A 22,895-nucleotide genomic window follows, 5' to 3' on the forward strand; every position below is an offset into this window, starting at 1 on the left:
CGGTCAGTTGAGCAGGCCCAGCTCGTGCGCGCGCCGGCCCGCCTGGAAGCGGGAATCGGCGTCGAGCAGGGTGAGGATCTCGGCGACGCGGCGGCGGTAGGTGCGCAGCGACAGGCTGAGCCGCCGGGCGGCCGTCTCGTCCTTGAACCCCTCGCCGAGCAGCCGCAGGATCTCCCGGCTCTGGTCGCTCAGCGCGGGCGGGCGGCCCCGCCGGTACTCGGCCAGCGTGATCGAGGACTCCCAGGTCGCCCAGTACAGCGACCGCACGCCCGCCACCACCTCGGGCGAGCGCACCACCGTGTACATCCGCGGCCCCTGGACGGGCGCCGGCCCGGCCAGGACCGCGATCCGCCGGTCGATGACGATCGTCTCCTGGGGCAGTCGGGTGGGGCAGATCCGGATCTCCACGCCGCGTCCCGCCATGGTCAGCAGCCGCCGCTCGGACTCCTCGTCGGCCAGCGCCGCGGGGTTGTAGAGCTTGCAGACACGCAGGCCGGGCGGCGGTTTCCAGCGGGAGGCGAGGATCTGGTCGCGGACGTCCGGGGCCGCCCAGGTGTTGGGGTCGACGGCCGCGCAGACGAACTCCTCGTGTGCGTTCCCGAACAGATGCCCGGCACGCGCGGCCAATTCCGCCTCGCCGCGCAGGGTCACGTTGCGGTCCTGGTCGGGGCTCATCGCCGTCCAGTCTGCGCGGTGCCGGGCGACGCGGTCAAACTTGGCAGCAAACTGCCAGCCGCGCCGCTCCGGGCCGGACCGCGGCAGGGTGGACGCCATGAGCGAAACGATCGACATGCACTGGGAACTGGGCGGGGACCTGCGGATCTCCCGCATGGGGTTCGGCGCGATGCGGCTGCCGGCGAGCCAGGTGGGCGGCCCCGCCGGCGACCGCGGCACCGGCCTGGCCGTGCTGCGCCGCGCGGTGGAGCTGGGCGTCGACCACATCGACACCGCGGCCTTCTACGACCTCGGGGACCTGGCCGCCAACGACATGATCCGGGAGGCGCTGTCGCCGTACCCGGAGCACCTGGTGATCGCCACCAAGGTCGGGCCGCGGAAGGGGCCCGGCGACACCGTCCCGACCGGGCAGATGGGGCCGGGCGAGCTGCGCGCGGAGGTGGAGCGCAACCTGACCGAGCTGGGCCTGGACCGGCTCGACCTGGTCTACCTGCGGATCGGCGGGCTGGAACCGCCCTCGGACGAGGAGTCCCTCGCCGAACGGTTCGAGGTGCTGGCCGGGCTGCGCGAGGAGGGCCTCATCCGGCACCTCGGGGTCAGCCACGTCACGGCCGGGCACGTCGCCGAGGCCCGCGCCATCGCGCCGGTCGCCGCGGTGCAGAACTGGTTCGACGTGACCAAGCCGCGGGACACCGAACTGCTCGACCTGTGCGAGCGCGACGGCATCGCCTACGCGCCGTACTTTCCGCTGGGCGGATTCGGCATCCCGGACGACCCGCGCCTGAAGGAGATCGCCGAACGGCACGGCGCGACGGTGCCGCAGGTGCTGCTGGCCGCCCTGCTCTCGCTGTCCCCGGCCATGCTGGCGATCCCGGGCACCTCGTCCCCGGCCCACCTTGAGGAGAACATGGCGGCCGCCGCCCTCCGCCTTACCGCGGAAGACCTGTCCGCACTCGGGAGGCTCGCGACGGAATAGCCTGACCTCGACGGTGGACCACGGGCGGGGGAGACGATGTCGGCGACGCGGTTGCTGGTGCTCGGCGGGGTGCGCGGTTTCGGCCGGGCGCACGGCTACGAGGTGCGCCGCGAGCTGCTGTCGTGGGGCTCGGACGAGTGGGCCAACGTCAACCCCGGGTCGATCTACCACGCGCTCAAGCAGCTGGCCAAGGAGGGGCTGCTGCGCGTGTACGAGGTCGCCGAGGGCGACGCCGGTCCGCCCCGCACCGACTACGAGATCACCGAACCGGGCGAGGCGGAGTTCTTCCGGCTGCTGCGCGCCGCCATCGTCGAGGTGAACGTGCCCCGTCCCGAGCTGCTGTCGGCCGCGCTCGGCTTCCTCACCGAGCTGCCCCGCGACGAGGCGATCGCGCTGTTCGAACGGCGGCTGGAGGGCCTGGCCGAGTGGCGCGCCTCGGTGGTCCCGCACCTGGAGGCCGGGGAGTCGGCCGGCGGTGAACGGCCGGGGTTCGACCATCTGCAGGAGCTGCTCGGCTGGTGGGTCCACTCGGCCGACACCGCCGCCGCGTGGACGCGCGGGCTCGTCGAACGGCTCCGGGACGGCGCGTACGTGATGGCGGGCGAGGCCGAACCGCCGCGCCCGGCGCCCGCGCCTGGGCCCACCGAAGGCTAGGGCCTGACTCGAAGTGGCCTCAGGTACCGCACGAGCGCGCTACCTGGCCGGTGAGGCGATGCCGAAGGCGAGCGTCACCGGCCAGATGGCGAAGCGATGTCGCGCTCGCCAAGGCCCGGGGAGGGGCGAGCCGCCAGGCGAGCGCCGTAGGCCGGGACTTTGAAACACAGCCTGACTTCAGGCCAGGCAGACCAGGGCGCTGCGCAGCTCGGGGTCCAGCGTGTGGTCGCGGCCCAGCCGCCCGGTGGTGGCGTCCACGAAGTCGGCCGACGACAGCTCGGCCGACCGGCCGTCCAGCTCCACCCGGAAACCGCCCGCGATCTCCTCCACCCGGACGGGCGCGTCCTGCTCGTCCAGCACGAAGATCCCGACGTGCGCCCGCCAGGACGTGCGGTTCGGCTCCTCGCCCGGCTCGACCGGCACGTTCACGTCGTCGGCGTGCGTGGCGTACTCCGAGGCGTAGTGGAAGGTCTGCGCGCCCACCGGGTACGGCCCGGCCATGGTGGCGATGGTGGCGGTCCCGCCCAGATCGCGCATCCGGCGGCGGGTGTCGCCGTTCTTCTCCCGCCACTCGGCCAGCACTTCGCCGACCGGAAGGCCGCGCCGCCGCTGGACGCACCAGTCGTTGAAAGCGCTCAGCTCGTCGATCCCCTCCTTCTCCAGTATCGCGAACATGCCCTCCAGATCGTCGTCCAGGCAGGCGTGGTTGTAGAGCTCCTCGCCGGCCAGGTGGGCCAGCACGTCGCGCACCGACCAGCCCTCGCAGCGTGAGGCGTGATCCCAGTCGGGCCCGGTGAGCGAGGCGAAGTAGGCGTCGAGCCGGGCGGCCTCGGCGTCGAGGATGTCGAAGGGGTCCAGGCCCCGCAGGATCTCGGCGTTCATGCCGCTATGCTGCCCCGTCCCGGCCCGCGTGAACGCCCTTCCGCGGGCGCGGCTCAGGTATCGACGAAGGACCCTGGGACGAGCACGCGCAGGGCGTTTCCGAGCAGCCGGATGGTCACCGGGGTACGGCCCCTGATCTCGCCGTCCACGTCCACGTCCAGCGGCGGATCGGTCTCGATGTGGACGTGGTCGGTGGTGATGAAGGCGTCCTCGGTCAGCGAGCGCCACGGGCCGGTGAGCACGTGCCGGGCGGTGGCCGAGGCCAGCTGGAGCCGCCGCCGGTCGCCCAGCCGGTAGACGGCCAGCAGCCGGTCGTCGGGGCTGGCGTCGCGGGCGATCCGCCGGCCGCTGTGGTGCGCGCCGTTGGCCACGTTGAGCTGGTGGGTGGCCATCCGGTAGGTCTGGTCGCCGATCCGGATGGTGGCGTCGAACGCCTCGTGCCGGGGCAGCAGCCGGGCCGCGGTCACCGCGTACGCGGCGCGGCCCATGATCCGCTTGAGCTCGTGCGGCACGTGCTCGGCCACGTGCACCGACAGGCCCAGGCTGACCATGTTGGCGAAGATGTGCTTGGACGGGCCCGCGCCGGCCCCGGCGGGGTCATCGGGAGCGCCATGGGTGGTGCCCTCGAACCAGCCGACGTCGACGTCGGCGACCTTCCCGTTCCGCAGCACCTCGACGGCGCCCGCGAGATCGAGCGGGAGTTCCAGGCTGCGCGCGAAGTTGTTGGTGGTGCCGAGCGGGAGCACGCCCAGCGCGACGTCGCGGTGCGCCAGATGGCCGACCGCCTCGGCGACGGTGCCGTCGCCGCCGCCGACCACGACCAGATCGGGCTCCAGGGCCAGCGCGTCCTCGAACAGCCCGCCCAGCCGCTCGGGGTCGGTCACCGGGAAGACCTCGACGAACTCCAGCCCGGCCGCTTTCAGCAGGTCGCGGGCGGTGCCGTACATCCGGCGGCCCCGGCGGGAGAGGGCGTTGACCACCAGGACCGCGCGCCCCGCCTCCCGGATCGCGGACTGCAGTTCATCCTTGCTCCGCATCTCGACCGGTCGTCTCCCTCCAGCGTCCGGGCACACCCTACCGGGCGGCGCACCGGCGCCCGCGGCCCAGGTATTTTATTTTCCCGTTACCGTGCGTTGAACGGGCGCCGAACTTGGGGATATTCCCGGTAATGGCGGCGGTCGAATGTCCGGGGCGTGGATATGTTGCGGCGCGGTCTGTTCGGGGTGGGATTTATTGCCGGAATGGCGGGGCTTTTGGCGTCCATCGCGCCGGACGGTCCGGCGCCGCCGGCCGCGCCCGGTGCGGGCGACGGCGCCACCGTGCTGGGCGAGCGCCCGGCCGGCCCGCGGCTGCTCGACCTGACCGTCCGCTCGCCCGCCCTGGCGGGCGTCGCGCACGTCCGGCTGCTCCTGCCGGCGGGCTGGTCGCGGGCGGCGGTGGCGGCCGGGCGGCGCTGGCCGACGCTGTGGCTGCTGCACGGCTGCGGCGGTGACGGCGACCACACCTCCTGGACGGCCAACACCGCGCTGGAACGCCTCGCCGGCGGGCACGGCGTCATCGTCGTCATGCCGGAGGGCGGCCGCACCGGCAATTATTCCGACTGGTGGAATCGCGGCGGCGGGGGGCCGCCGATGTGGGAGACGTTCCATCTGACCGAACTGCGGCAGATCCTGGAACGCGGTTACGGAGCGGGAACGGCGCGCGCCATTGCCGGTGTCGGAATGGGCGGCACGGGCGCGCTGGCGTACGCGGCACGGCACCGCGGGCTGTTCCGGGCCGCCGCCTCGTTCAGCGGGGCCGTCAACACGCTGCACCTCGACGAGCGGGGGCTGGACGTCGCCGACGTGATCGAACTGGGTGTGGCGATCGGCGGCGGCCCGTCCCACTGGACCGACCTGTGGGGCGACCCGGACGAGCAGCGGGTGGTGTGGCGGCAGCACAACCCGTACGACCTGGCCGACCGGCTCGCCGGGGTGCGCCTCTACATCAGCTCGGGCGACGGCATGCCCGGCCCCTACGACCCGCGGCCCTGGCCGGGGCCGGGTCCGGACATCCTGGAGGCGCTGGCGCACCGGGTCGGGCTGGAGCTGGCGGGCAAGCTGAAGACGCTGGGCATCCCCGCCTCGACGCACTTCTACCAGGGCACCCATCGCTGGCCGTACTGGGGCAGGGAGCTGCACGCCGCGCTGCCGATCCTGCTGGCCGAGATTACTTGAGCGGTCGCTTGCTTGTTTATATGGTGATGGAGCGGCGGCGTACCTGGAACGCTCGAAGGGATAGGTTCCGGCAGGTGACTGAATCTCGTTCTGTTCCCGGTCCGGGGGCCGACGGCCAGGTGCCCGCGTTCTGGCGGGCGCTCGGCCTGCCCGGGCTCATCGACGTCCACGTCCACTTCATGCCGCCCCGGCTGATGTCACGCGTCTGGGAGTACTTCGGCTCGGCCGGGCCGCTGGTCGGGCACGAGTGGCCGATCCGCTACAAGGTCCCGGAGGAGGAGCGGATCGCCCATCTGCGCGGGCTGGGCGTCCGCGCGTTCACCTCGCTGGCCTACCCGCACAGGCCCGGCATGGCCGAGTCCCTGAACGAGTGGACGGCCGGGTTCGCCGCCCGCGTCCCCGACTGCGTGCCCACCGCCACGCTCTACGCCGAGCGCGAGGCCGCCGAGTACGTCGGCCGCGCCGTCGACGCCGGTACGAAGATCTTCAAGGTGCATCTGCAGGTCGGCGGGTTCGACCCGCGCGCGTCCGAGCTGGACCCGGTCTGGGGACTGCTCGCCGACGCCGGGGTCCCGGTCGTCGTGCACGCCGGGTCCGGGCCGGTCGCCAACGGGTTCACCGGGCCGGGGCCGTTCGGCGAGGTGCTGGCCCGCCACCCCCGCCTCACCGCGATCATCGCGCATCTGGGCGCCCCCGAGTTCGAGGGCTTCTTCGCGCTCGCCGAGCGGTACGAGCGCGTCCACTTCGACACCACGATGGCGTTCACCGACTTCTTCGCCGGACTGGGCGTCTTCCCGCCCGGGCTGCTCCCGCGCCTGCGCGAACTGGGCCTGGAGGGCAGGGTCCTGCTCGGCACCGACTTCCCCAACATCCCCTACGAGTACGCCCACCAGCTCGAGGCCCTCGCCCGCCTGGACCTGGGCGACGACTGGCTGCGCGCCGTCTGCTGGGACAACCCGGCCAAGCTGCTCGACCTCTCGCCCCCGCTGAGCTGAGGGCCAGCGCGCCTCAGTGCCCGCAGCGGCTGTCGCCGGCGTGCTCGTGCGGCTCCGCGCTCCCGCCGCCCACATGGCGGGGGCCGTGCGGGTCCTCGCAGTGGAAGTCCTCGTCGATGTGATCCACTTCCAGGGTGGTGTGCGTGATCCCGTACCGCGACCGCAGCAGCTCCTGCAGGTCGCGCCGCACCGCGTGGCAGTCGCCCGCCGGCTCCACCAGCACGTGCGCCGACAGCGCCGGGTAGCCCGAGCTGACCTCCCACACGTGCAGGTCGTGCACCTCCTCGACGCAGGGCCGCTCGGCCAGCCGGGTGCCCAGCTCGCCCGGGTCCAGCCCGGCCGGTGCCGCCTCCATCAGCACCCGGCCCGCGTCCCGCAGCAGCCCGTACCCGGCCTTGACCATGAGCGCCGCCACCAGCAGCGAGGCGATCGCGTCCGCCCGCGCGAACCCGGTTGTCCAGACCACCAGCCCGGCGATCGCCGTGGAGATGAACGCGTACAGGTCGTTGAGGATGTGCTGGAACGCGCCCTCGACGTTCAGGCTGCGCCGGTCGGCGCGGCCGATCAGCCAGGTCGCGGCCACGTTCACCGCGATCCCGGCCAGCGAGGTGAAGAAGACCAGCTGCCCGGCCACCTCCGGCGGGTGGAGCAGCCGCTGGACGCCCTCGTAGACGAAGTACGCCGCCAGCAGGATCAGCGTCAGCCCGTTCAGCTGCGCCGACAGGATCTCGGCGCGGCGCAGCCCGTAGGTGTAGCCGCCGCGCGGCGGGCGCGCCGCGATCCGCATCGCGATCAGCGCCAGCGCGATCGCGAACGCGTCGGTCATCATGTGCGCGGCGTCGGAGATCAGCGCCAGTGAGCGCGCCATCAGCCCGATGACCACCTCGCCGGTCATGAACGCGAGGATCAGCGCGAGCGCGGCCGCCAGGTAGCGCCGGTCGGCGTCGGGGGAGACCGCGTGCCCGTGCCCGTGCCCGTGGCCGTGCCCGTGCCCGTGGCCGTGCCCGTGCCCGTGCCCGTGGCCCGGTTCGCGCGAGTGCGGGCCGCCGCCTGTCATCCGGTCTCCTCCCGGTGGCCGATGTGGGCCAGGGCGAGATCGAGGAGCATCCGCACGTGCGAGTCGTCCAGCCGGTAGTAGGCGCGGCGGCCGGACCGCCGGACCCGCACCACCCGGTTGGCGCGCAGCAGGCGCAGCGAGTGGGAGACCGCCGACTCGCTGTGCCCGCACGCCGCCGCGATGTCGCACACGCACATCTCGCCGCCTTCGAGCAGCGCCGTGATGACGCGCAGCCGCCCGGGGTCCGACAGCAGGCCGAACACCTGCGCCAGGTCGGCGATCACGTCGCCGTCCGGCATGGTGGCGGTCACCATGGCCACCTTCGCGGGGTCGACGACCCGGACCGCGCACGCGTCCGGCGCGGTCGCGGGCTCGGTGACCTCGACATCTGAAGCACTGCTCATATATGCGAATTTAGCCTACGTTGCCGCTCAGGACGAGCCGGGCCCCGGCTGCTGCGGCCCCGGCTGGTCGGGGGCCGGCTGGTCAGGGGCCGGTTGGTCGGGCTCGGGCTGGCCGGGTTCAGGCTGGTTCGGCTCGGGTTGGTTCGGCTCCGGCTGCTGCTGTTCCGGTGGCGGTTGCTCCGGTGGCGGTTGCTCCCGCCCGTTCCCGGGCTCACCCCCCGGTTGGTTTCCCGGCTGCTCACCCGGCTGCTCCCCCGGCTGCTCGCCGCCGGGTTGCTCGCCGGGCTGGCCGCCGCCGGGCTGCTCGCCGCTCGGCCCCGGCCCGGGCGTGCCGCCCTCGTTCGGCGGCGGAGATCCCGGACCCGGCGACCCGGGCGATCCCGGCGTCTCGCCCGGCGAGGTCCCGGGACCCGGGGTGCCCGGACCGCCCGATGGCGGCGCCGGCGACTCCGTCGAGGGTACCGCCGCCGGCGGCCCGTCGGCGTTCCCCACCGTGGCGACCGGCCGCACGAACCCCATGGTCCCGTCCGGGTTCACCAGCACGAAGGACGACACCGCCGCGCTGACGCGGATCTTGGTGACATTGCCCGCGCTGAAACCCGGCCATGAGGCGCCCTTGTACTTCGCCTTGCCCGTGGAGATCTTCTTTTCCGGAGCGCTGAGTGGATTGCCGCAATTGCACTTCACGACCGGTTGGCCGTATTGGTCCACAAGCACCCCCATTCCGGCCTGGAGCACCGCCGGCATGCCGGTCGACTTCCCGTTCTTGAAACCGTGGTTGGTCACCAGCGTGTCGGCCCGGAGCAGCACCGGCGTCAGCCGCTGCACATACTGCGGGATGGCCCCGACCGCGATCTTGCGCACGCTCGCCCACGCCCGCGCCTTATCCGGGTTGGCCTGCAGGAACGCCACCAGTTTCGCCGGATCGCAGGACGCCGACCGGCGCGTGCCGCCGTACAGGCCGGGCGTGTCGCCCTTCTTGGCGCCGCCGCTGCGCGGGATGGTCTTGATCTTCTGCTGGTCCGTGTTGGACACCAGCGTGTACGGATCGGGCCCCGGTGATCCCACCGTCAGCCTTGTGATCGCTTCCGCCTGCTCCGCGCAGCCTCCCGCGACGAAGGTCGTCAACAGCAGCACGGGAACCGCCGCCCGTGCATGAATTCTAAAATTGATCTCTGGCATCTCCGTCTCCCGCCCGTGGCCCGCCGAACCTATACTCTTTGATGCCACGGCGGCGCGATTTGTGCCTGGTCAAATGTGCGTATTTTCGCAACCGGGGGGTGACAGGCCATGACGCTTCCGCTTACCGCGGCCGATCCGGTTCGGCTGGGTGACTACGAGATCCTCGCCCGGCTCGGCACCGGCGGCCAGGGGGTGGTCTATCTCGGCCGCTCCCTGTCCGGCACCGGCCAGGTCGCCATCAAACTGCTCCATGCCCGGGTGCTCGCCGACGCGAGCTCCCGCGCCCGGTTCGTGCGCGAGCTGTCCCTGCTCCAGCGGGTGGCCGGCTTCTGCACCGCGCAGATGCTCGAGGCCGACATGGCGGGCGACCAGCCCTACATCGTCAGCGAGTACGTCCCCGGCCCGTCGCTGCGCGAGCTGGTGCACGAGCGCGGCCCGCGCACCGGCGCCGACCTCGACCGGCTGGCGATCAGCTCGGTCACCGCGCTGACCGCGATCCACCGCGCGGGCATCGTGCACCGCGACTTCAAGCCGCAGAACGTCCTCATGGGCCCGGACGGGCCGCGCGTGATCGACTTCGGCATCGCGCGCGCCCTTGACCCCGACGCCACGGTCACCAGCCAGATCGTGGGCACCCCGGCCTACATGGCCCCCGAGCAGTTCGCCGGCGCCGAGATCGGTCCCGCCGCCGACCTGTTCGCCTGGGCCGCCACCCTGCTGTTCGCGGCGACCGGACGCGATCCGTTCGCCGGCGGCCCCCTGCCGGCGGTGATGTACCGGATCATGCATGACACCCCCGATATCTCGATGCTGCCGGAGCAGATCGGTGCGGTGGCGGCCGACTGCTTCCAGAAGGACCCCACGGCCCGTCCCTCGGCCGAGTCGGCCCTTCTCCGGCTCCTGGGCGAGCGTTCGAGCTCGCACCCCATCACCCGGGTCGTCCCCCCGCGCCAGCGAGCGAACCCATCCGAAACTGAAGAAGACCGTCCGATATCCGGCCCGCCGGGCGTGTCGGGCGTGTCGGGTCGAACCACCTCTCCGTGGGAGGGCAGGGACCTCGGGACGGGGCGCCCGCCGCCCGCCAGGCGGTCGACCGAATGGCACGAGACCGCGGAAACGGAGGAGCGGGAGGCTGAGGACACCCGGGAGGCCGCCGCGCCGCCGGGGGCGCCGGATCGGGACGCCGCCGCGAGGGACGGCCGGGAACGCGCCGGGCCCGGCCCTGAGCTGCCGCCCGCCGGTCCGCCGCCCCCCGCGCCCACCGGGCGCGATGCGCCACCCCCCTTCGCCGGGCGTCCAGGCGCCGGACACCCTGGCGCCGCATACCCGGACGTCCGGCCCGAAGGCAAGCGGGGCAAGGCCGAGCGGAAGCGCCGCGAGCCCCGAGGGGAACGGCCGCTCCGGAGGCTCCCGCGCAGCCCGTCGGTGGTCATCGGGCTCCTGCTGGCCACGCTGCTGGCGGGGGTCGACGTGTTCACCCTGGCCGGCCAGGTGGCCTACCCCCAGCTGAGCCAGCGGCCCAACACGGAGCTGTTCCCGCTGATCACAGCCTTCTTCACGCTGCTGGCGATCGTCACGCTGGTGGGCGTGGTGCTGGCCGTCCGGGGCAGCCGCGCGGCGGCCTGGACGGTGCTGGCCATGCGGGTCGCGCGGGCCTCGGTGTGGGTCGCCTTGAGCTGGGGCGGCGTGGTGATCGCCAAGCCGTCCGTGCTGGTCGGCTACGCCATGCTGACGGGCCTGGTGGTGATCTTCCTCATGAAGGGGCTGAGATCGCGCTGATCACCGCCGCCGATACGGCCGGTCAGAGGTTGCGCTCGGACCATTCCTTGATGTCGCGGCGCTCGACCGCGGCCGCCATCAGGTCGGGAAAGGCGTCCGGCGTGCACGCGAACGCCGGGACGCCCAGCGCCGCCAGGGCCGCGGCGCTGTCGTGGTCGTAGGCGGGCGCGCCCTCGTCCGACAGCGCCAGCAGCACGATCACCTGTACCCCGGCGGCGGTCATCGCGGCGACGCGCTGCAGCATCTCCGCCCGCACCCCGCCCTCGAACAGATCGCTGATCAGCACGAGGATCGTGTCGTCGGGACGGCTGATCAGCCCCTGCGCGTAGGCGATGGCGCGGTTGATGTCGGTGCCGCCGCCGAGCTGGGTGCCGAACAGCAGCTCCACCGGGTCGTGCAGCTGTTCGGTGAGGTCGACCACGGCGGTGTCGAACACCACCAGCGAGGTGCGCAGCGACCGCATCGAGGCCAGCACGGCGCCGAACACGCCGGCGTACACCACCGAGGCCGCCATCGATCCGCTCTGGTCGATGCACAGCACCACATCCCGCTTGACCGCCTGCTGCCGGCGCCCGTACCCGATCAGCCGCTCCGGGACGAGGGTGCCGTGCTCGGGCAGGTAGTGGCGCAGGTTGGCGCGGATCGTCCGGTCCCAGTCCACGTCGGCCAGGCGGCGGGGGCGCAGGACGCGGGCCGACCGGTCCAAGGCGCCGCCGATCGCCGAGCGCGTGCGCTGGGCCAGCCGCTTCTCCAGCTCCTGGACGACCTTGCGGACCACCGCGCGGGCCGATTCGCGCGCACGGTCGGGCATCACCCGGTTGAGGGACAGCAGCGTGCCGACCAGGTGGACGTCGGGCTCAACGGCGTCCAGCATCTCCGGCTCCATGAGGAGCCGGGTGAGGTCGAGCCGCTCGATCGCGTCCTTCTGCATCACCTGGACGACCGTGGACGGGAAGTAGGCGCGGATGTCGCCGAGCCACCGCGCCACGGTCGGGGCCGAATCGCCCAGGCCGCCGCTGCGCCGCCCCGACCGGGACGTGCCGTCGGCGCCGGCGCCGTAAAGTTTCTCCAGCGCGCCGTCCATCCGCGCCTCATCGCCGGACAGCCGCACGCCGGTGCCCTCGGCGCCGCCCTCGCCGCCGAGGACCAGCCGCCAGCGCTTGAGCCGCTCGTCCTCGTACGCGGGGCCGTCTGTGCTCGAGCGGTCCGTGCGGGCGTTCATCTGCTCCTCCTAGGAGACCGCTGGGCGTGAGCTGAGGGAGATCTCATACCGGCGCCTTCCAGCCGAGGATCCGCAGGGCGGCCGCCGCGGCGCGGCCGGCGCGGGCGGGGTCGAGATCGTCGCCGCCGGCGCCGGCCCGCGGCGCGGCGGGCGCGTCCAGATGGCGGACCCGCTCGCCGATCGAGCGGCGCTCGGCGGCCGCGTAACCGCCGAAGGTACGGCGCAGCAGCGGCAGCACGTCGGTGAACGACTCGCCCGGCAGGCCCGTGATCCACTCGTCGACGAGGCGGAGCAGGCCGTCGTCGTGGACGAGGATCAGCCCGCCGCCCGACAGGAACCCCTCGACCCAGGCGGCGGCCCGCTCGGGGGCGGCGCCGACCGACACCGAGCGGGCCATCCGTTCGGCGACGTCGGGCAGCCGCCCGGCGTCCAGCAGCAGCCGGCTCAGCCGCCCCTCAAGCAGGCCGTGCAGGTCCTGGCGGTCGATGACGCCCGCCAGCGTCCGCCGCCACCGCTCCAGGTGGCCGGCGTCGTCGAGCAGCGCCAGCGCGCCGTGCACCGCGTCGACATGGCCGAGCAGCTCGCGGGCGGCGTCGTCGTCCAGACCCGAGACGGCGGGCGGCAGACCGACGCACACGCGCACGACCAGGCCGTCGACGACGGTGCGCAGCGGGCCGACCGGGGTGCCGCGCACGTCTCCGTAACGCAGCGCCCGGACCAGCGCGGGCAGGGCCGCCATCAGGTGCGCCACGTCGGAGTCGAGGGCGGCCCGGTCGGCCAGGGCGCGCATCACCGCCGGCAGCGCGGCGCCCAGGTCGGCGAGCAGGCACCGTTCGGCGACCGAGGTCAGGTCGGCCAGCGTCGCGGCGTTCGCCGCCATGGCCTCGGCCCGGGCGGTGGCGGCGCCGAGCACGGTGGTGCCCCACGCGCTCGCCTCGATCAGCTCGACGTCGAACTCCGGCCGCCACATGAGCGTCCAGGACTCGCGGAAGGTGCCCTTGGACCGGCCGCCGCCCTCCTGCGGGACGCCCCAGTCGATGTCCAGCAGCCGCAGCCGGTGCAGCAGCCTGCTGCGGTCGAGGTCGATCGGCCTGCGCAGGTCGAGGTCCTGCTTCTTCTCCAGCGCCGACTCCGCCAGCCGCAGCCGGCTCCGCTGGGCGCGCAGATCGCGCTTCAGCGGCACCATCGGGGTTTTCTCGGGGACCGAGCCCAGCCGCTCGCCGACCACCATCTTCCGCTGGATCAGCTCCACCGGAAGATCGGCGCCCTCGCACAGCACCGCCCGGGTGGCCTCGGTGGTCTCCTCCAGCCCGGCCAGCGGGCGCCCGCGCAGCGCGGCCAGGGCGTCGGCGAGCCGGACCGCCTCGATCACGTGCGCCGAGGAGACGTGCAGGTCCTCCTCGCGCAGGACGCGCGCGGCCTGGGTCAGCCACCGCTCGATGGGACGGTCAGGGGCCGTGAACAGGTGGTGGTACCAGCCGGGGGACCGCACGCCCGCGCCGTAGCCCGAGGCGCCGGCCAGCCGCCCGTGCGTCCACGGCACCCAGGTGATCTCGATCTTCGCCTTGGGCAGGCCGCGCAGCGTCTGGTCGTCGCGCGTCGCGGGGACCTTCCGCCGGAGCGCCGGGACGTGCCAGGCGCCGCAGACCACCGCGACCCGCTCATGCCCGTCCTTGAGCGTCCGGCGCAGGGTGCGCCGCATGTGCGCCTCGCGCCGCTCCTCGCGGCGCAGGTAGCCGGGCGGCAGCCCGGACAGGGCCGCCGCGGGCAGCGCGGCGATCTGGTCGCGCAGCTCGGCCATGGCCTCGGCGATCGCGGGGAACGGCGACGGCCCGTCGTGGCGGTGCTCGACGACGTCGTCCCACCAGCGTTCGGCGTCGTCGTACCCGGCGGCCCTGGCCAGCCAGCCGAGCGGATCCATCCGGATCTCCCGCTCCGCGGAATGATCATCGGCGGTCCCGTCGCGGGGCCGTCCCGCCGGCTCGTCCGCCGGCTCGTCCTCCGCCTCGTCCTCCGCCTCGTCCTCAGAAGGTTCGCCCTCCTGAGGCTCGTCCTCCTCCGGCTCGGCGAGCTGGTGCGCGGCGGGCAGGTCGCAGAAGCGGACCGGGACGCCGACCTCCAGGGCGTAGCGGATCGCCTGCCACTCAGGGCTGAACTCCGCGAACGGCCAGAACGCCGCCTGCCGCTCCCGCGCCCCGGCCGGCACGGCCCCCTCGGCGGACGCCTCCTCCCCGGAGGCCCCGGCCCCGGCCGGGGCGGCGGGGCGTCCGGAGGTGTAGGCGAGCAGCGCGACCGGCGGGACCATGCCGGCGTCCCCGGCCAGATCGACGATCGCGTCGGCCTCGGGCGGGCCCTCGATCAGCACCGCGTCCGGCTTGAACTCCTCCAGCGCCCCGCGCACGGCCCGCGCCGAGCCGGGCCCGTGGTGGCGGATCCCGTAGATCTCGACCCGCGCGCCCTCGCCGCGGTCCGTCCCGGGGACCGGCGTCACGACACCTCCCGGCAGGCGCGGTAGAAGTCGCGCCACTCGGGGCGCTCGCGCACCACCGTCTCCAGGTACTCCTGCCACACCACCCGGTCGGACACCGGGTCCTGGACGACCGCGCCGACGATGCCGCCGGCCACGTCGGCGGCCCGCAGCACCCCGTCGCCGAAGTGCGCCGCCAGCGCCAGCCCGCTGGTGATCACCGAGATCGCCTCGGCGGTGCTGAGCGTGCCGCTGGGCGACTTGAGCTTGGTGCGGCCGTCGCCGGTGACGCCGCCGCGCAGCTCCCGGAACACGGTGACCACCCGGCGGATCTCCTCCAGCCCGGCCGGGGTCTCCGGCAGCTCCAGCGCCGTGCCGATCTGGTCGACCCGGCGGGAGACGATCGCCACCTCGTCGTCGGCCGACTCCGGCAGCGGCAGCACCACCGTGTTGAAGCGCCGGCGCAGCGCGCTGGACAGCTCGTTGACGCCCCGGTCGCGGTCGTTGGCGGTGGCGATCACGGTGAAGCCCTTGACCGCCTGGACCTCGGTGTTCAGCTCCGGCACCGGCAGCGTCTTCTCCGACAGAACGGTGATCAGGGTGTCCTGCACATCACTGGGCATCCGGGTCAGCTCCTCGATCCGCGCCACCGACCCCAGCCGCATCGCCCGCATCAGGGGGCTCTCCACCAGCGCCTGCTCGGACGGGCCCTCGGCCAGCAGGCGGGCGTAGTTCCACCCGTACCGGATGGCCTCCTCGGCGGTGCCCGCGGTGCCCTGCACCAGCAGCGTGGAGTCGCCGCTGACCGCGGCCGCCAGATGCTCCGACACCCAGGTCTTGGCCGTGCCGGGCACGCCGAGCAGCAGCAGCGCCCGGTCGGTCGCCAGCGTCGCCACCGCGACCTCGATCAGGCGGCGCGGGCCCACGTACTTCGGGGAGATCGTCGAGCCGTCGGGCAGGTCCCCGCCCATGAGGTAGGTGGTGACGGACCACGGGGACAGCCGCCAGCCGGGCGGGCGCGGCCGGTCGTCGTGCTCGGCCAGGCGGGCCAGCTCGCCGGCGTACTGCTGCTCGGCGTGCGGGCGCAGGACGGTCTCGGACGCGGACGTCCCGGGCGAGGAAGGGGTCGTCACGGGGAAAGCTCCTTCAGCATGTCGTGGCGGAAGCGCAGGGTGTCGATCAGCTCGGCGAGCGCCGCCGACTCGGGCCCGGCCGCCGAACCGGCCGCCAGCGCCTCCAGGCGCGGCGCCGCGCCGGGCGTGAGCCGCTGGTCGGCCAGCCGGCACAGCTGGGTGAGGGTGTGCTCGTGCCGGCGCGAGGAATGCTCGGCGGCGACCGTGATCGTGGTGACGACGGCGTCGGCGAGCGCGCCCGTCCACGGGCCGGGGACGCGTTCCAGCACGCGCAGCAGGTCGGGCTGCCCGTCGACCCAGCGGATCAGGTCGGCGGTGGCGGTGTCGCGCTCCTCCTCGGGAAGCACCGCCAGCAGGTCGGCCAGGGCCTGCGGCTCGTCGACGACCACGCCGCCCTTGAGCAGCGCCCTGGCCCACCCGACGTCCCGCTGCCGCAGCGCGGCGCGGGCCCACCCGATGTGCAGGTCGCGGGCGCCGCGCCCGTCGGGGTCGGCGGCGGAGCCCACCGGCAGGCAGACGATCTCCATCGGCGGCAGCCCGAGCAGCTCGGTCCAGGTGGACAGCGGGGTGCGGGCGAGGATCTCGCGGAGCCAGGCCGCGCGGGTGCCGACCGGGCCGCCGGCCGGCCGCCCGGGCGCGAACGAGCCGGTCGGATGGAACGGCACGCCGTCCCTGGCCAGCTCCTCGTCGTGGGCGCGGGGCGGCTCGACCATGATCCAGGTCCGCGGGCCGGTCCGGCCGCCGCCGGGCCGGGTCTCGGGCCGCAGGCAGCGCAGGGCGCGCACGGCCATCCGCCGCCCGTAGGCCGAGTCGGGCAGCCGGGACAGCAGGTCCGACGCCAGCTGCCGGACGTCCTTGCCGCGGTCTTCCAGGGCGGCCTCCAGGAACTCCTCGTCGCCCGCCGACAGCCCGTGCTCGAAGGTGCCCAGGTAGGCGGCCCGGTCGGGGGCGGGCTCGCTCGACCACGTCCCGCGCAGCACCTCCCGCGCCGCGGCCGGGTCGGTGCCGCGCAACCGGGTCAGGTGGGCGATCCGCTGCTGCCGGGTACCGGTCTCCCACACCTCGGCGTCGCCGCCCGGGTCGTCGCCCGAGCCGACCAGGTAGGCCCAGTCGGTGTTCTGCAGGGCCAGCCAGACGCCGCGCCGCCCGGCCGCCCGCGCGATCGCCGGCCGCAGCACCCGGTCGCCGCGGCCCTTCTCCAGCAGCTCGGGCAGCAGCCGGGACGGGACCCGGCGGCCGTGGTCGGCGGCGGCCTCCAGCCATTCGGGCAGCACCCGGACCTGCTCGCCGGCCAGGATCCGGGCCAGCCGCCGGGCCGCGGCGGGCGGCACGACCGGGGCGTCCTCCAGCGGCGCCGGGGCGATCGGCTCGGCGCCAGCCGACGGCCTTCTCCCGGCCCGCCTCCGGACGGCCAGGACGGCCGCCTGGTCGAGGAGCCGCCCCGCCGCGCCGCCCCCGGCGCCGGGCTCCGTGGTTCCGGGGAGGGGCGGCGGCGGGCGGCGCTCGGTGCCCAGCAGCGCCGCGCTCACGTGCTCGCTCCAGGCGTTCAAAGGATCACGACCCCCTCGTCCTCGTCCCAGGCGGCCAGCGGGCGCAGCCCCCGCTGCGACCACTCCCCGGCGAAGGTCACCGGGCGGCCGCCCGACACCGCCAGGAGCCGCCACGGATCGGACGCCGGCAGCGGCAGCGCGTCGCCCGCGCCGTCGACCACCTGGAGCTCGCCGGCGGTGCGGGCGAGCCGGACGCCGGCCAGCACGGCGGGCCAGCGGTCGAGCCACGGATCGCGCTCCAGCGCGGCGGCGTACTCCTCCAGGAAACCACCGACGGGCATCCCCTCCGGCACCGCGGGGGCCGCCGCGCCGTGCCGTTCGACCACCAGCGCCCGAAGCGGCTGCGCCCCGGGGTAGAAGGCCAGCTCGGCGTCGATCTCCGTGCCGACGACGAGAGAGGCGTCCAGCGGGCGTCCGGGCGCCGCGAACGACAGCACCAGCGCCGGCCGCCCCGTCCGCCGCCCGCGCAGCCACACCCGCCTGGTGGTGAGCTGCTCCTGGGCGACGTCGCGCGACCCGGTCACGCACCACAGGTCGCGGACCCGCTCGCCGTCGCGGGCGACGTCCTCCTGCGGCACGGTGAACCCGACGCGGGAACGGACCGTCTCGCCAAGCGCCTCCGGCAGCTCGGCGCGCCGCTGGTGCGCCCGCACGAGCAGGCGGAGCAGCGCGTACTCCTCCAGCAGCCGGTCCGGCCAGCCCGGCTGCCGCGGGATCGCCGCCAGCCCCCTGACCTGCCCGGCCAGCGCCCCCGCCTGCGCGTCGACGAGCCGCCGGGCGGCCTCGTCCCACAGCCTGTAGGGGGCCTTCTCGGCCTGCGCCAGGCCGTGCGCCACCTGGTCGCGCAGCCACTGGTCGAGCTCGGCGACGCCGCCGTCGACCCGCTGCTCGCGCCGCTCGGCCGTCTTGGGGTCCTTGACCTTGGCGGCCGCGCTCTCCTTGCGGGCCTGCGCCTTCTCCGCCCGCGCCGCCCGCTCCTCGAGCCACTCGGCGACCCAGGCCGGACGCGCGCCGCCCCCGACCGTGCCCTCGCCCCACAGCAACAGCAGCCCCAGGGCGTGCTTGCAGGGGAACTTGCGGCTCGGGCACGAGCACCGGAACGCCGGCTCGGTCAGATTGACCGACGCCCGGTATGCGGTCTTGCCGCTGCCCTCGCACTCGCCCCAGACGGCCTCGTCGTCACACCCCGTGCCGCTCCATTTGGCCGGTTTGGAGACGCCGCCCGCCGCCTTGGCCGCCGCCGCGTCGGGCGCCAGCCCGAGCACCTGCTCCCGATCCCACCGATCGCTCACATGTCGAAACTATCGGCGGTGTCGGACATTCGCCTGCTAACGGCCGCGTCAGGTGCCCTTCCCGGTGCCCTTTCCCGCCGTGGGCCGGGAGCGGTGCCGCGAACGGCGCAGACGGGCTTTGCGCTTGCGGTGGTATTTGGCGCGGTCGAGCTTCTTGTGCTCCTTCTGGGCCATGAACCATCGTGGGCCGGTTCGCGCGAACAGGGCAGGGCCCTGACCGCATCCGGCCCGTCGATGCCCGGCCCGTCGATCATCCCGAGAGGCCGGGCGGGCGCGGGACGTCCGGGAGCGACCCCGAGTCGGGGGTGAGCATCAGGCCGCCGGTCAGCAGCGCCCCCAGCGCCACGACCCCGAACAGGCTCACCCAGGCCAGGCCCGGAACGCCGGTGAGATGCGCCAGCTGGTCGGCGTCCGAGCTCGGCGCCATGTGCCGGGCCCGCATCCGCTGCAGCTCCACCACCGGCCGCGCCGCCGCGAACAGCAGGAAGAACGCGGCCAGGTAGGCGAAGCCCGCCTGCGTCTTGGCCCCGCCGAACCAGGACACCCCGAAGATGATCGCCGCGGTGACGGCGATGGAGAACAGCCCGTAGAAGTTCCGGATCTTCAGCAGCATCACGGCCAGCAGCGCCAGCGAGAACCACAGCATCAGCGTGATCCGCCCGCCCGCCAGCAGCGCCGCGAACAGCAGCCCCAGCAGCGGCGGCGCGAGGTAGCCCGCCAGCGCGGTGAAGACCATCCCCGGCCCGTGCGGCTTGCCCCGCGACACGGTGACGCCCGAGGTGTCGGAGTGCAGCTTGATGCCGTCCAGCTTGCGCCCGGTGACCAGGGCGATCAGCGCGTGCCCGCCCTCGTGCGCGATCGTGACCGCGTTGCGCGCCACCCGCCAGGTCGGGCCGTGCAGGACGGCCCCGAGCGCGACCAGGGCGACCAGGATGACCAGCCACCACGGCGGATCCGGCTGCGTCCCCGTCAATCGGTCCCACATGTCGGCGATGCTTACCGTGTCCACGTCCACCTCGTGTCGTCCCTAGCCCGCGCGTTCCGGCGCCGCGCTGCCTCAGGTTAGGACGTCCGGCATAACGTTCGCGTTCAGATCCGCACGGTACGTGGCTGATCATGTGAAGTGCGTCACTTTCGGCCCGTTTTCCAGGTCCGTCGAGGGGTGGCGGTCTCGCTGTTCCGCGGTGCGGGTGGAGGGGGTGCCGTTATCTTTGGTGTTCGAGCACATTAGTGTGCTTTCGCGCCGGTCAGGCGCCCGGTGCGACGGAAGGGTGACGGGGGTTGAGCGGGGATCGATCCTCACAGCGGCCGCCGGTCCTGCGCCGGCTCCTGCGGCGGGACCGGGTCACCGGGCAGATCGCGGTCGGCCTGGTGGGCGTGCTCTGCGTGAGCGCGCTCGTGTACGGAGTGGGCATCGCCGGCTCCCGGTACAAGCTGGCCGACGTAGGGGCATGGCTCACCGCGACCGCCAAGGGCGTGGTCGTGCATGCCAACGGCCCCGCCGGCAAGGTGGACGGCAAGGCCCCGATGATCCCGCAGATGCGCGGCCACCGGATCAAGGTCGTCCAGGACGGCACCACGGTCCTGCTCGTCGACGAGACCACCGGCGTCGTCAGCCGCATCGACCCCTCCCAGCTGAAGGTCGAGCAGAGCCGCGTGCTCGGCGGCGTCGGGCTCCAGGTGCTCGTCGGGCAGGGCGGCGCGTACTCCGTCGACCCCGCGAAGGGCACCGTCCAGCGGATCGACCCCGTCCGGCTCGCCGCGGTCGGGCAGCCGGTCGCGCTGACCCCGCCGCTGGGCCAGGCCGGGATGGACGCCGCCGGAAACCTGTGGGTCCCGGTGCCGCAGACCGGGCAGCTCGTCCCCTTCCAGGGCGGGCGCCAGGGGCAGCCGGTCGCGGTCGGCAAGGCGGGCGACCGGCTCGCCCTCACCATCGCCGCCGGGACACCGGTCGCGATCAACAGCAGCGCCGCCACCGCCTCGATCGTCCGGAGCGAGGGCACCCGGAAGGCCGCCCTGCCGCCGACCGTCACCCAGGCCGTCCGGACGGGCGGGGTGCGGGTCCCGGCGGTCACCGACGGCCACGTCGTCCCCATGCTCGGCACCGGCGGCGCGCTGTTCCTGCTGAACACCCAGGTCGGCCAGGTCAGCCCGATCGCGCTGCGGCTGCCGGGCCACCGGTTCGAACCGCCGAACATGCTCGGCCCGCGCGTCTACCTTCCCGACCGCTCCACCGGGCGCCTACTGGTCTTCAACACCGGCACCGGCGATTGGGAGCGCCCCATGCAGGTCACCCGCCCGGGCGGCGGTATCGAGGTCGTCGTCCGCGACGGGTTCCTGTGGGCGAACGATCCGGGCGGCGCGCTCGCCTTCGCCGTCGACTCCGGCGGCCTGGTCAAGCGGATCCAGAAGTACGACGACAAGGTGCCCGGCGGGCAGCGCCGCCCCATCCCGACCCAGGCCGGCGCGGGCGGTGGCGGCAGGGGCGCCGACAATGGCGCCGGACGCGGCGGGAACGACCCCGTCCCGGCCCCGCCGCCCCGCGACGGCACCCCTTCCGCGCCGCAGAACGTCCGCGTCGATCCCTTCAACGGCGGGATGCGCGTGACCTTCCGGCCCTCCGCGGGCGGCAGGCCCACCGGGTACGCGCTCAAGGGCGACACGGCCGGGCTCCAGGTGCGGCCGTCCCGCGTCGGCGCCGGCGGCCCGTACCAGTTCACCGTCACCGGAGGCGGTTGCGGCAAGACCTACAGCTTCTCCGTCGCCGTCCAGTACAAGGACAGCAACGGCAGGAACGCCCAGAAGACGTCCCTGGCGACCGCTCCGGTCCGCCCCTGCACCACGCCCGTTGCGCCCGCGAACTTCTCCGGTGCGCCGCGCAACAAGAGCGCCGTGCTCACCTGGGACGGTTCCGGCGCCGGCGTCACCTACCTGCTGAGCGTGGACGGCGGCGCTCCCGTCCCGGTGAAGAGCCCGCACACGGTCGTGGGCCTGCGCAACGACGAGAAGCACCAGTTCCGCCTCACCGCGCAGAACGGCGCCGGCACCGCCCCCGCCCGGACCACCACGGTCGACCTGGCCTATCCCAGGCGCCAGTACAAGAACGCCAACAACAACCAGACCAACACCCTGATCCGGCCCGCGCCACGGCAGGAAGGCAACACCAACATCGGCAGGATCCCCCAGGGCGAGTACCGGTCCCTGACGGTCATCTGCCAGGTCCGCGGCGGCGACTACACCGAGTCCGAGACGAACTACAGCAGCAACGTCTGGAACCGGATCGAGTGGAACGGCGGCATCGGCTACCTCCACGAAGGGCTGATGGAGACCCCGCGCACCGGATCCTTCCCGAACCTGCCCCTCTACGAGTGCGAGAACTGAGCGATGACGGAGAACCAGGCGGCGGCGCAGCCGGGGCCGCACGCGGGGACGGCGGACGCGGACGCGGTGGCGGCGCGGTTCGCGCAGCTGTTCGGGACGCTGGCGGGCGCCATCGAGCAGGTCGTCCGGGGCAAGCGCGAGAAGGTGGAGCTGGCGCTGATCTGCCTGCTCAGCGAGGGGCACCTGCTGGTCGAGGACGTGCCCGGCGTGGGCAAGACGACCCTGGCGCGGGCGATCTCGGTGTCGGTGGACGCCGAGTGGACCCGGATCCAGTTCACCCCCGACCTGCTGCCCAGCGACATCACCGGGGTGTCGATCTTCAACCAGGGCGGCAACGCGTTCGAGTTCCACCCCGGCCCGATCTTCGCGAACCTGGTGGTGGCCGACGAGATCAACCGGGGCTCGCCGAAGACGCAGTCGGCGCTGCTGGAGGTCATGGAGGAGCGCCGGGTCACGGTGGAGGGCGCGCCGCATCCGGTGCCGCGCCCGTTCATGGTGATCGCGACGCAGAACCCGGTGGACATGGACGGCACGTACCCGCTGCCGGAGGCGCAGCTCGACCGGTTCCTGATGCGGATCTCGATGGGCTACCCCGACCACGGTTCCGAGGTGGCGGTGCTGGCGGGGGCGCCGACCGGGGCGACGCTGGACCAGATGGGGCCGGTGGCGGCCCGCGAGGACGTGGCGCGGATGGTGGAGTTCGCCGAGCGGCTGCATGTCGCGCCGCCGCTGTACGACTACGTGGTGCGGCTGGTCGCGGCGACCCGTGAGCATCCGGAGCTCCGGCTGGGCGCGAGCCCGCGGGCGAGCCTGGCGCTGCTGCGCGCCGCCCGGGTGCGGGCCGCGGCTGCGGGCCGGTCGTTCCTGGTGCCCGAGGACGTGAAGGCGCTGGCGGTGCCGGTCATCGCGCACCGGCTGATCGTCACGCCGGAGGCGGAGCTGCGCGGCCGGACGGGCGGGGACGTGGTGGGCGAGGTGCTGGCGGGCGTCCCGACGCCGCAGGCCGCGCCTGCCGCCGGGGTGCCCTGAT

Annotated in this window: 20 protein-coding genes; 7 read left to right on the plus strand and 13 right to left on the minus strand. The window is 74.0% G+C overall.

Features of this window, described 5'->3' with window-relative positions:
* Positions 1–3 precede the first annotated feature (3 nt).
* Positions 4–774, minus strand: coding sequence for a helix-turn-helix transcriptional regulator (locus ABD340_RS14450; RefSeq protein WP_344589442.1), 771 nt, complete (start codon positions 772–774; stop codon positions 4–6).
* Between ABD340_RS14450 and ABD340_RS14455 the strand changes: the two genes are divergently transcribed.
* Positions 773–1,651, plus strand: coding sequence for an oxidoreductase (locus ABD340_RS14455; protein WP_344589443.1), 879 nt, complete (start codon positions 773–775; stop codon positions 1,649–1,651). The two genes, ABD340_RS14450 and ABD340_RS14455, sit on opposite strands and share 2 nt — an antisense overlap.
* 36 nt (positions 1,652–1,687) lie before the next feature.
* On the plus strand, positions 1,688–2,305 hold the full coding sequence (locus ABD340_RS14460) for a PadR family transcriptional regulator (RefSeq protein WP_344589444.1): 618 nt from the start codon (positions 1,688–1,690) through the stop codon (positions 2,303–2,305).
* 177 nt (positions 2,306–2,482) lie between these two features.
* On the opposite strand, the gene ABD340_RS14465 is transcribed toward ABD340_RS14460, so the two are convergent.
* Both ABD340_RS14465 and ABD340_RS14470 read right to left on the minus strand, forming a co-directional pair.
* On the minus strand, positions 2,483–3,187 hold the full coding sequence (locus ABD340_RS14465; RefSeq protein WP_344589445.1) for a maleylpyruvate isomerase family mycothiol-dependent enzyme: 705 nt from the start codon (positions 3,185–3,187) through the stop codon (positions 2,483–2,485).
* 53 nt (positions 3,188–3,240) lie between these two features.
* The gene (locus ABD340_RS14470; protein ID WP_344589446.1) at positions 3,241–4,224 is read right to left on the minus strand and encodes a diacylglycerol/lipid kinase family protein; all 984 of its coding nucleotides are present in this window, start codon (positions 4,222–4,224) and stop codon (positions 3,241–3,243) included.
* A 204-nt stretch (positions 4,225–4,428) separates the two neighbouring features.
* Between ABD340_RS14470 and ABD340_RS14475 the strand changes: the two genes are divergently transcribed.
* Both ABD340_RS14475 and ABD340_RS14480 read left to right on the plus strand, forming a co-directional pair.
* Complete coding sequence (locus ABD340_RS14475; RefSeq protein WP_344589447.1) at positions 4,429–5,403, plus strand: alpha/beta hydrolase; 975 nt, start codon at positions 4,429–4,431, stop codon at positions 5,401–5,403.
* A 74-nt stretch (positions 5,404–5,477) separates the two neighbouring features.
* The gene (locus ABD340_RS14480; protein ID WP_344589448.1) at positions 5,478–6,398 is read left to right on the plus strand and encodes an amidohydrolase family protein; all 921 of its coding nucleotides are present in this window, start codon (positions 5,478–5,480) and stop codon (positions 6,396–6,398) included.
* A gap of 13 nt (positions 6,399–6,411) precedes the next feature.
* Here ABD340_RS14480 and ABD340_RS14485 read toward each other — a convergent pair whose 3' ends face one another.
* The 3 genes from ABD340_RS14485 to ABD340_RS14495 are packed head-to-tail and all read right to left on the minus strand — an operon-like array spanning position 6,412 to position 9,041.
* Positions 6,412–7,455: a cation diffusion facilitator family transporter gene (locus ABD340_RS14485; protein ID WP_344589449.1), complete on the minus strand. Its 1,044-nt coding sequence runs from the start codon at positions 7,453–7,455 to the stop codon at positions 6,412–6,414.
* Positions 7,452–7,859: an ArsR/SmtB family transcription factor gene (locus ABD340_RS14490; protein ID WP_344589450.1), complete on the minus strand. Its 408-nt coding sequence runs from the start codon at positions 7,857–7,859 to the stop codon at positions 7,452–7,454. The genes ABD340_RS14485 and ABD340_RS14490 overlap by 4 nt, the downstream gene beginning before the upstream one ends.
* Before the next feature lie 27 nt (positions 7,860–7,886).
* Positions 7,887–9,041 (minus strand): DUF6777 domain-containing protein, encoded by a 1,155-nt coding sequence (locus tag ABD340_RS14495; protein ID WP_344589451.1) that lies wholly within the window; start codon positions 9,039–9,041, stop codon positions 7,887–7,889.
* Positions 9,042–9,149: 108 nt separating this feature from the next.
* On the opposite strand from ABD340_RS14495, the gene ABD340_RS14500 reads away from it, so the two are divergent.
* Positions 9,150–10,820 (plus strand): serine/threonine-protein kinase, encoded by a 1,671-nt coding sequence (locus tag ABD340_RS14500; protein WP_344589452.1) that lies wholly within the window; start codon positions 9,150–9,152, stop codon positions 10,818–10,820.
* Between the two features lie 22 nt (positions 10,821–10,842).
* Here the strand turns inward: ABD340_RS14500 and ABD340_RS14505 are convergent, their stop codons facing one another.
* From ABD340_RS14505 to ABD340_RS14535, 7 genes are all read right to left on the minus strand, one after another.
* Positions 10,843–12,042 carry a VWA domain-containing protein gene (locus ABD340_RS14505; RefSeq protein ID WP_344589453.1) on the minus strand — a complete coding sequence of 400 codons (1,200 nt, stop codon included), beginning with the start codon at positions 12,040–12,042 and terminating at the stop codon, positions 10,843–10,845.
* Between the two features lie 43 nt (positions 12,043–12,085).
* Positions 12,086–14,533: a DUF5682 family protein gene (locus ABD340_RS14510; RefSeq protein ID WP_344589454.1), complete on the minus strand. Its 2,448-nt coding sequence runs from the start codon at positions 14,531–14,533 to the stop codon at positions 12,086–12,088.
* On the minus strand, positions 14,530–15,642 hold the full coding sequence (locus ABD340_RS14515) for an ATP-binding protein (protein ID WP_344589455.1): 1,113 nt from the start codon (positions 15,640–15,642) through the stop codon (positions 14,530–14,532). The genes ABD340_RS14510 and ABD340_RS14515 overlap by 4 nt, the downstream gene beginning before the upstream one ends.
* The gene (locus ABD340_RS14520; protein ID WP_344589456.1) at positions 15,639–17,171 is read right to left on the minus strand and encodes a DUF5691 domain-containing protein; all 1,533 of its coding nucleotides are present in this window, start codon (positions 17,169–17,171) and stop codon (positions 15,639–15,641) included. Before ABD340_RS14520 ends, ABD340_RS14515 begins: the two co-directional genes overlap by 4 nt.
* A gap of 17 nt (positions 17,172–17,188) precedes the next feature.
* Positions 17,189–18,484, minus strand: coding sequence for an SWIM zinc finger family protein (locus ABD340_RS14525; RefSeq protein WP_344589457.1), 1,296 nt, complete (start codon positions 18,482–18,484; stop codon positions 17,189–17,191).
* A gap of 48 nt (positions 18,485–18,532) precedes the next feature.
* The gene (locus ABD340_RS14530) at positions 18,533–18,658 is read right to left on the minus strand and encodes a hypothetical protein (protein WP_344589458.1); all 126 of its coding nucleotides are present in this window, start codon (positions 18,656–18,658) and stop codon (positions 18,533–18,535) included.
* 76 nt (positions 18,659–18,734) lie between these two features.
* Positions 18,735–19,469, minus strand: a complete 735-nt coding sequence (locus tag ABD340_RS14535) for a M50 family metallopeptidase (RefSeq protein ID WP_344589620.1) — start codon at positions 19,467–19,469, stop codon at positions 18,735–18,737.
* 296 nt (positions 19,470–19,765) lie between these two features.
* Here ABD340_RS14535 and ABD340_RS14540 point away from each other — a divergent pair, with 296 nt between their 5' ends.
* Positions 19,766–21,865, plus strand: coding sequence for a fibronectin type III domain-containing protein (locus ABD340_RS14540; protein ID WP_344589459.1), 2,100 nt, complete (start codon positions 19,766–19,768; stop codon positions 21,863–21,865).
* 3 nt (positions 21,866–21,868) lie between these two features.
* Positions 21,869–22,894 carry an AAA family ATPase gene (locus tag ABD340_RS14545; RefSeq protein ID WP_344589460.1) on the plus strand — a complete coding sequence of 342 codons (1,026 nt, stop codon included), beginning with the start codon at positions 21,869–21,871 and terminating at the stop codon, positions 22,892–22,894.
* The last annotated feature ends 1 nt before the right edge of the window (position 22,895 follow it).

Origin of the sequence: Actinomadura vinacea, assembly GCF_039532545.1 — a bacterium.
Taxonomy (GTDB): Bacteria; Actinomycetota; Actinomycetes; order Streptosporangiales; family Streptosporangiaceae; genus Spirillospora; species Spirillospora vinacea.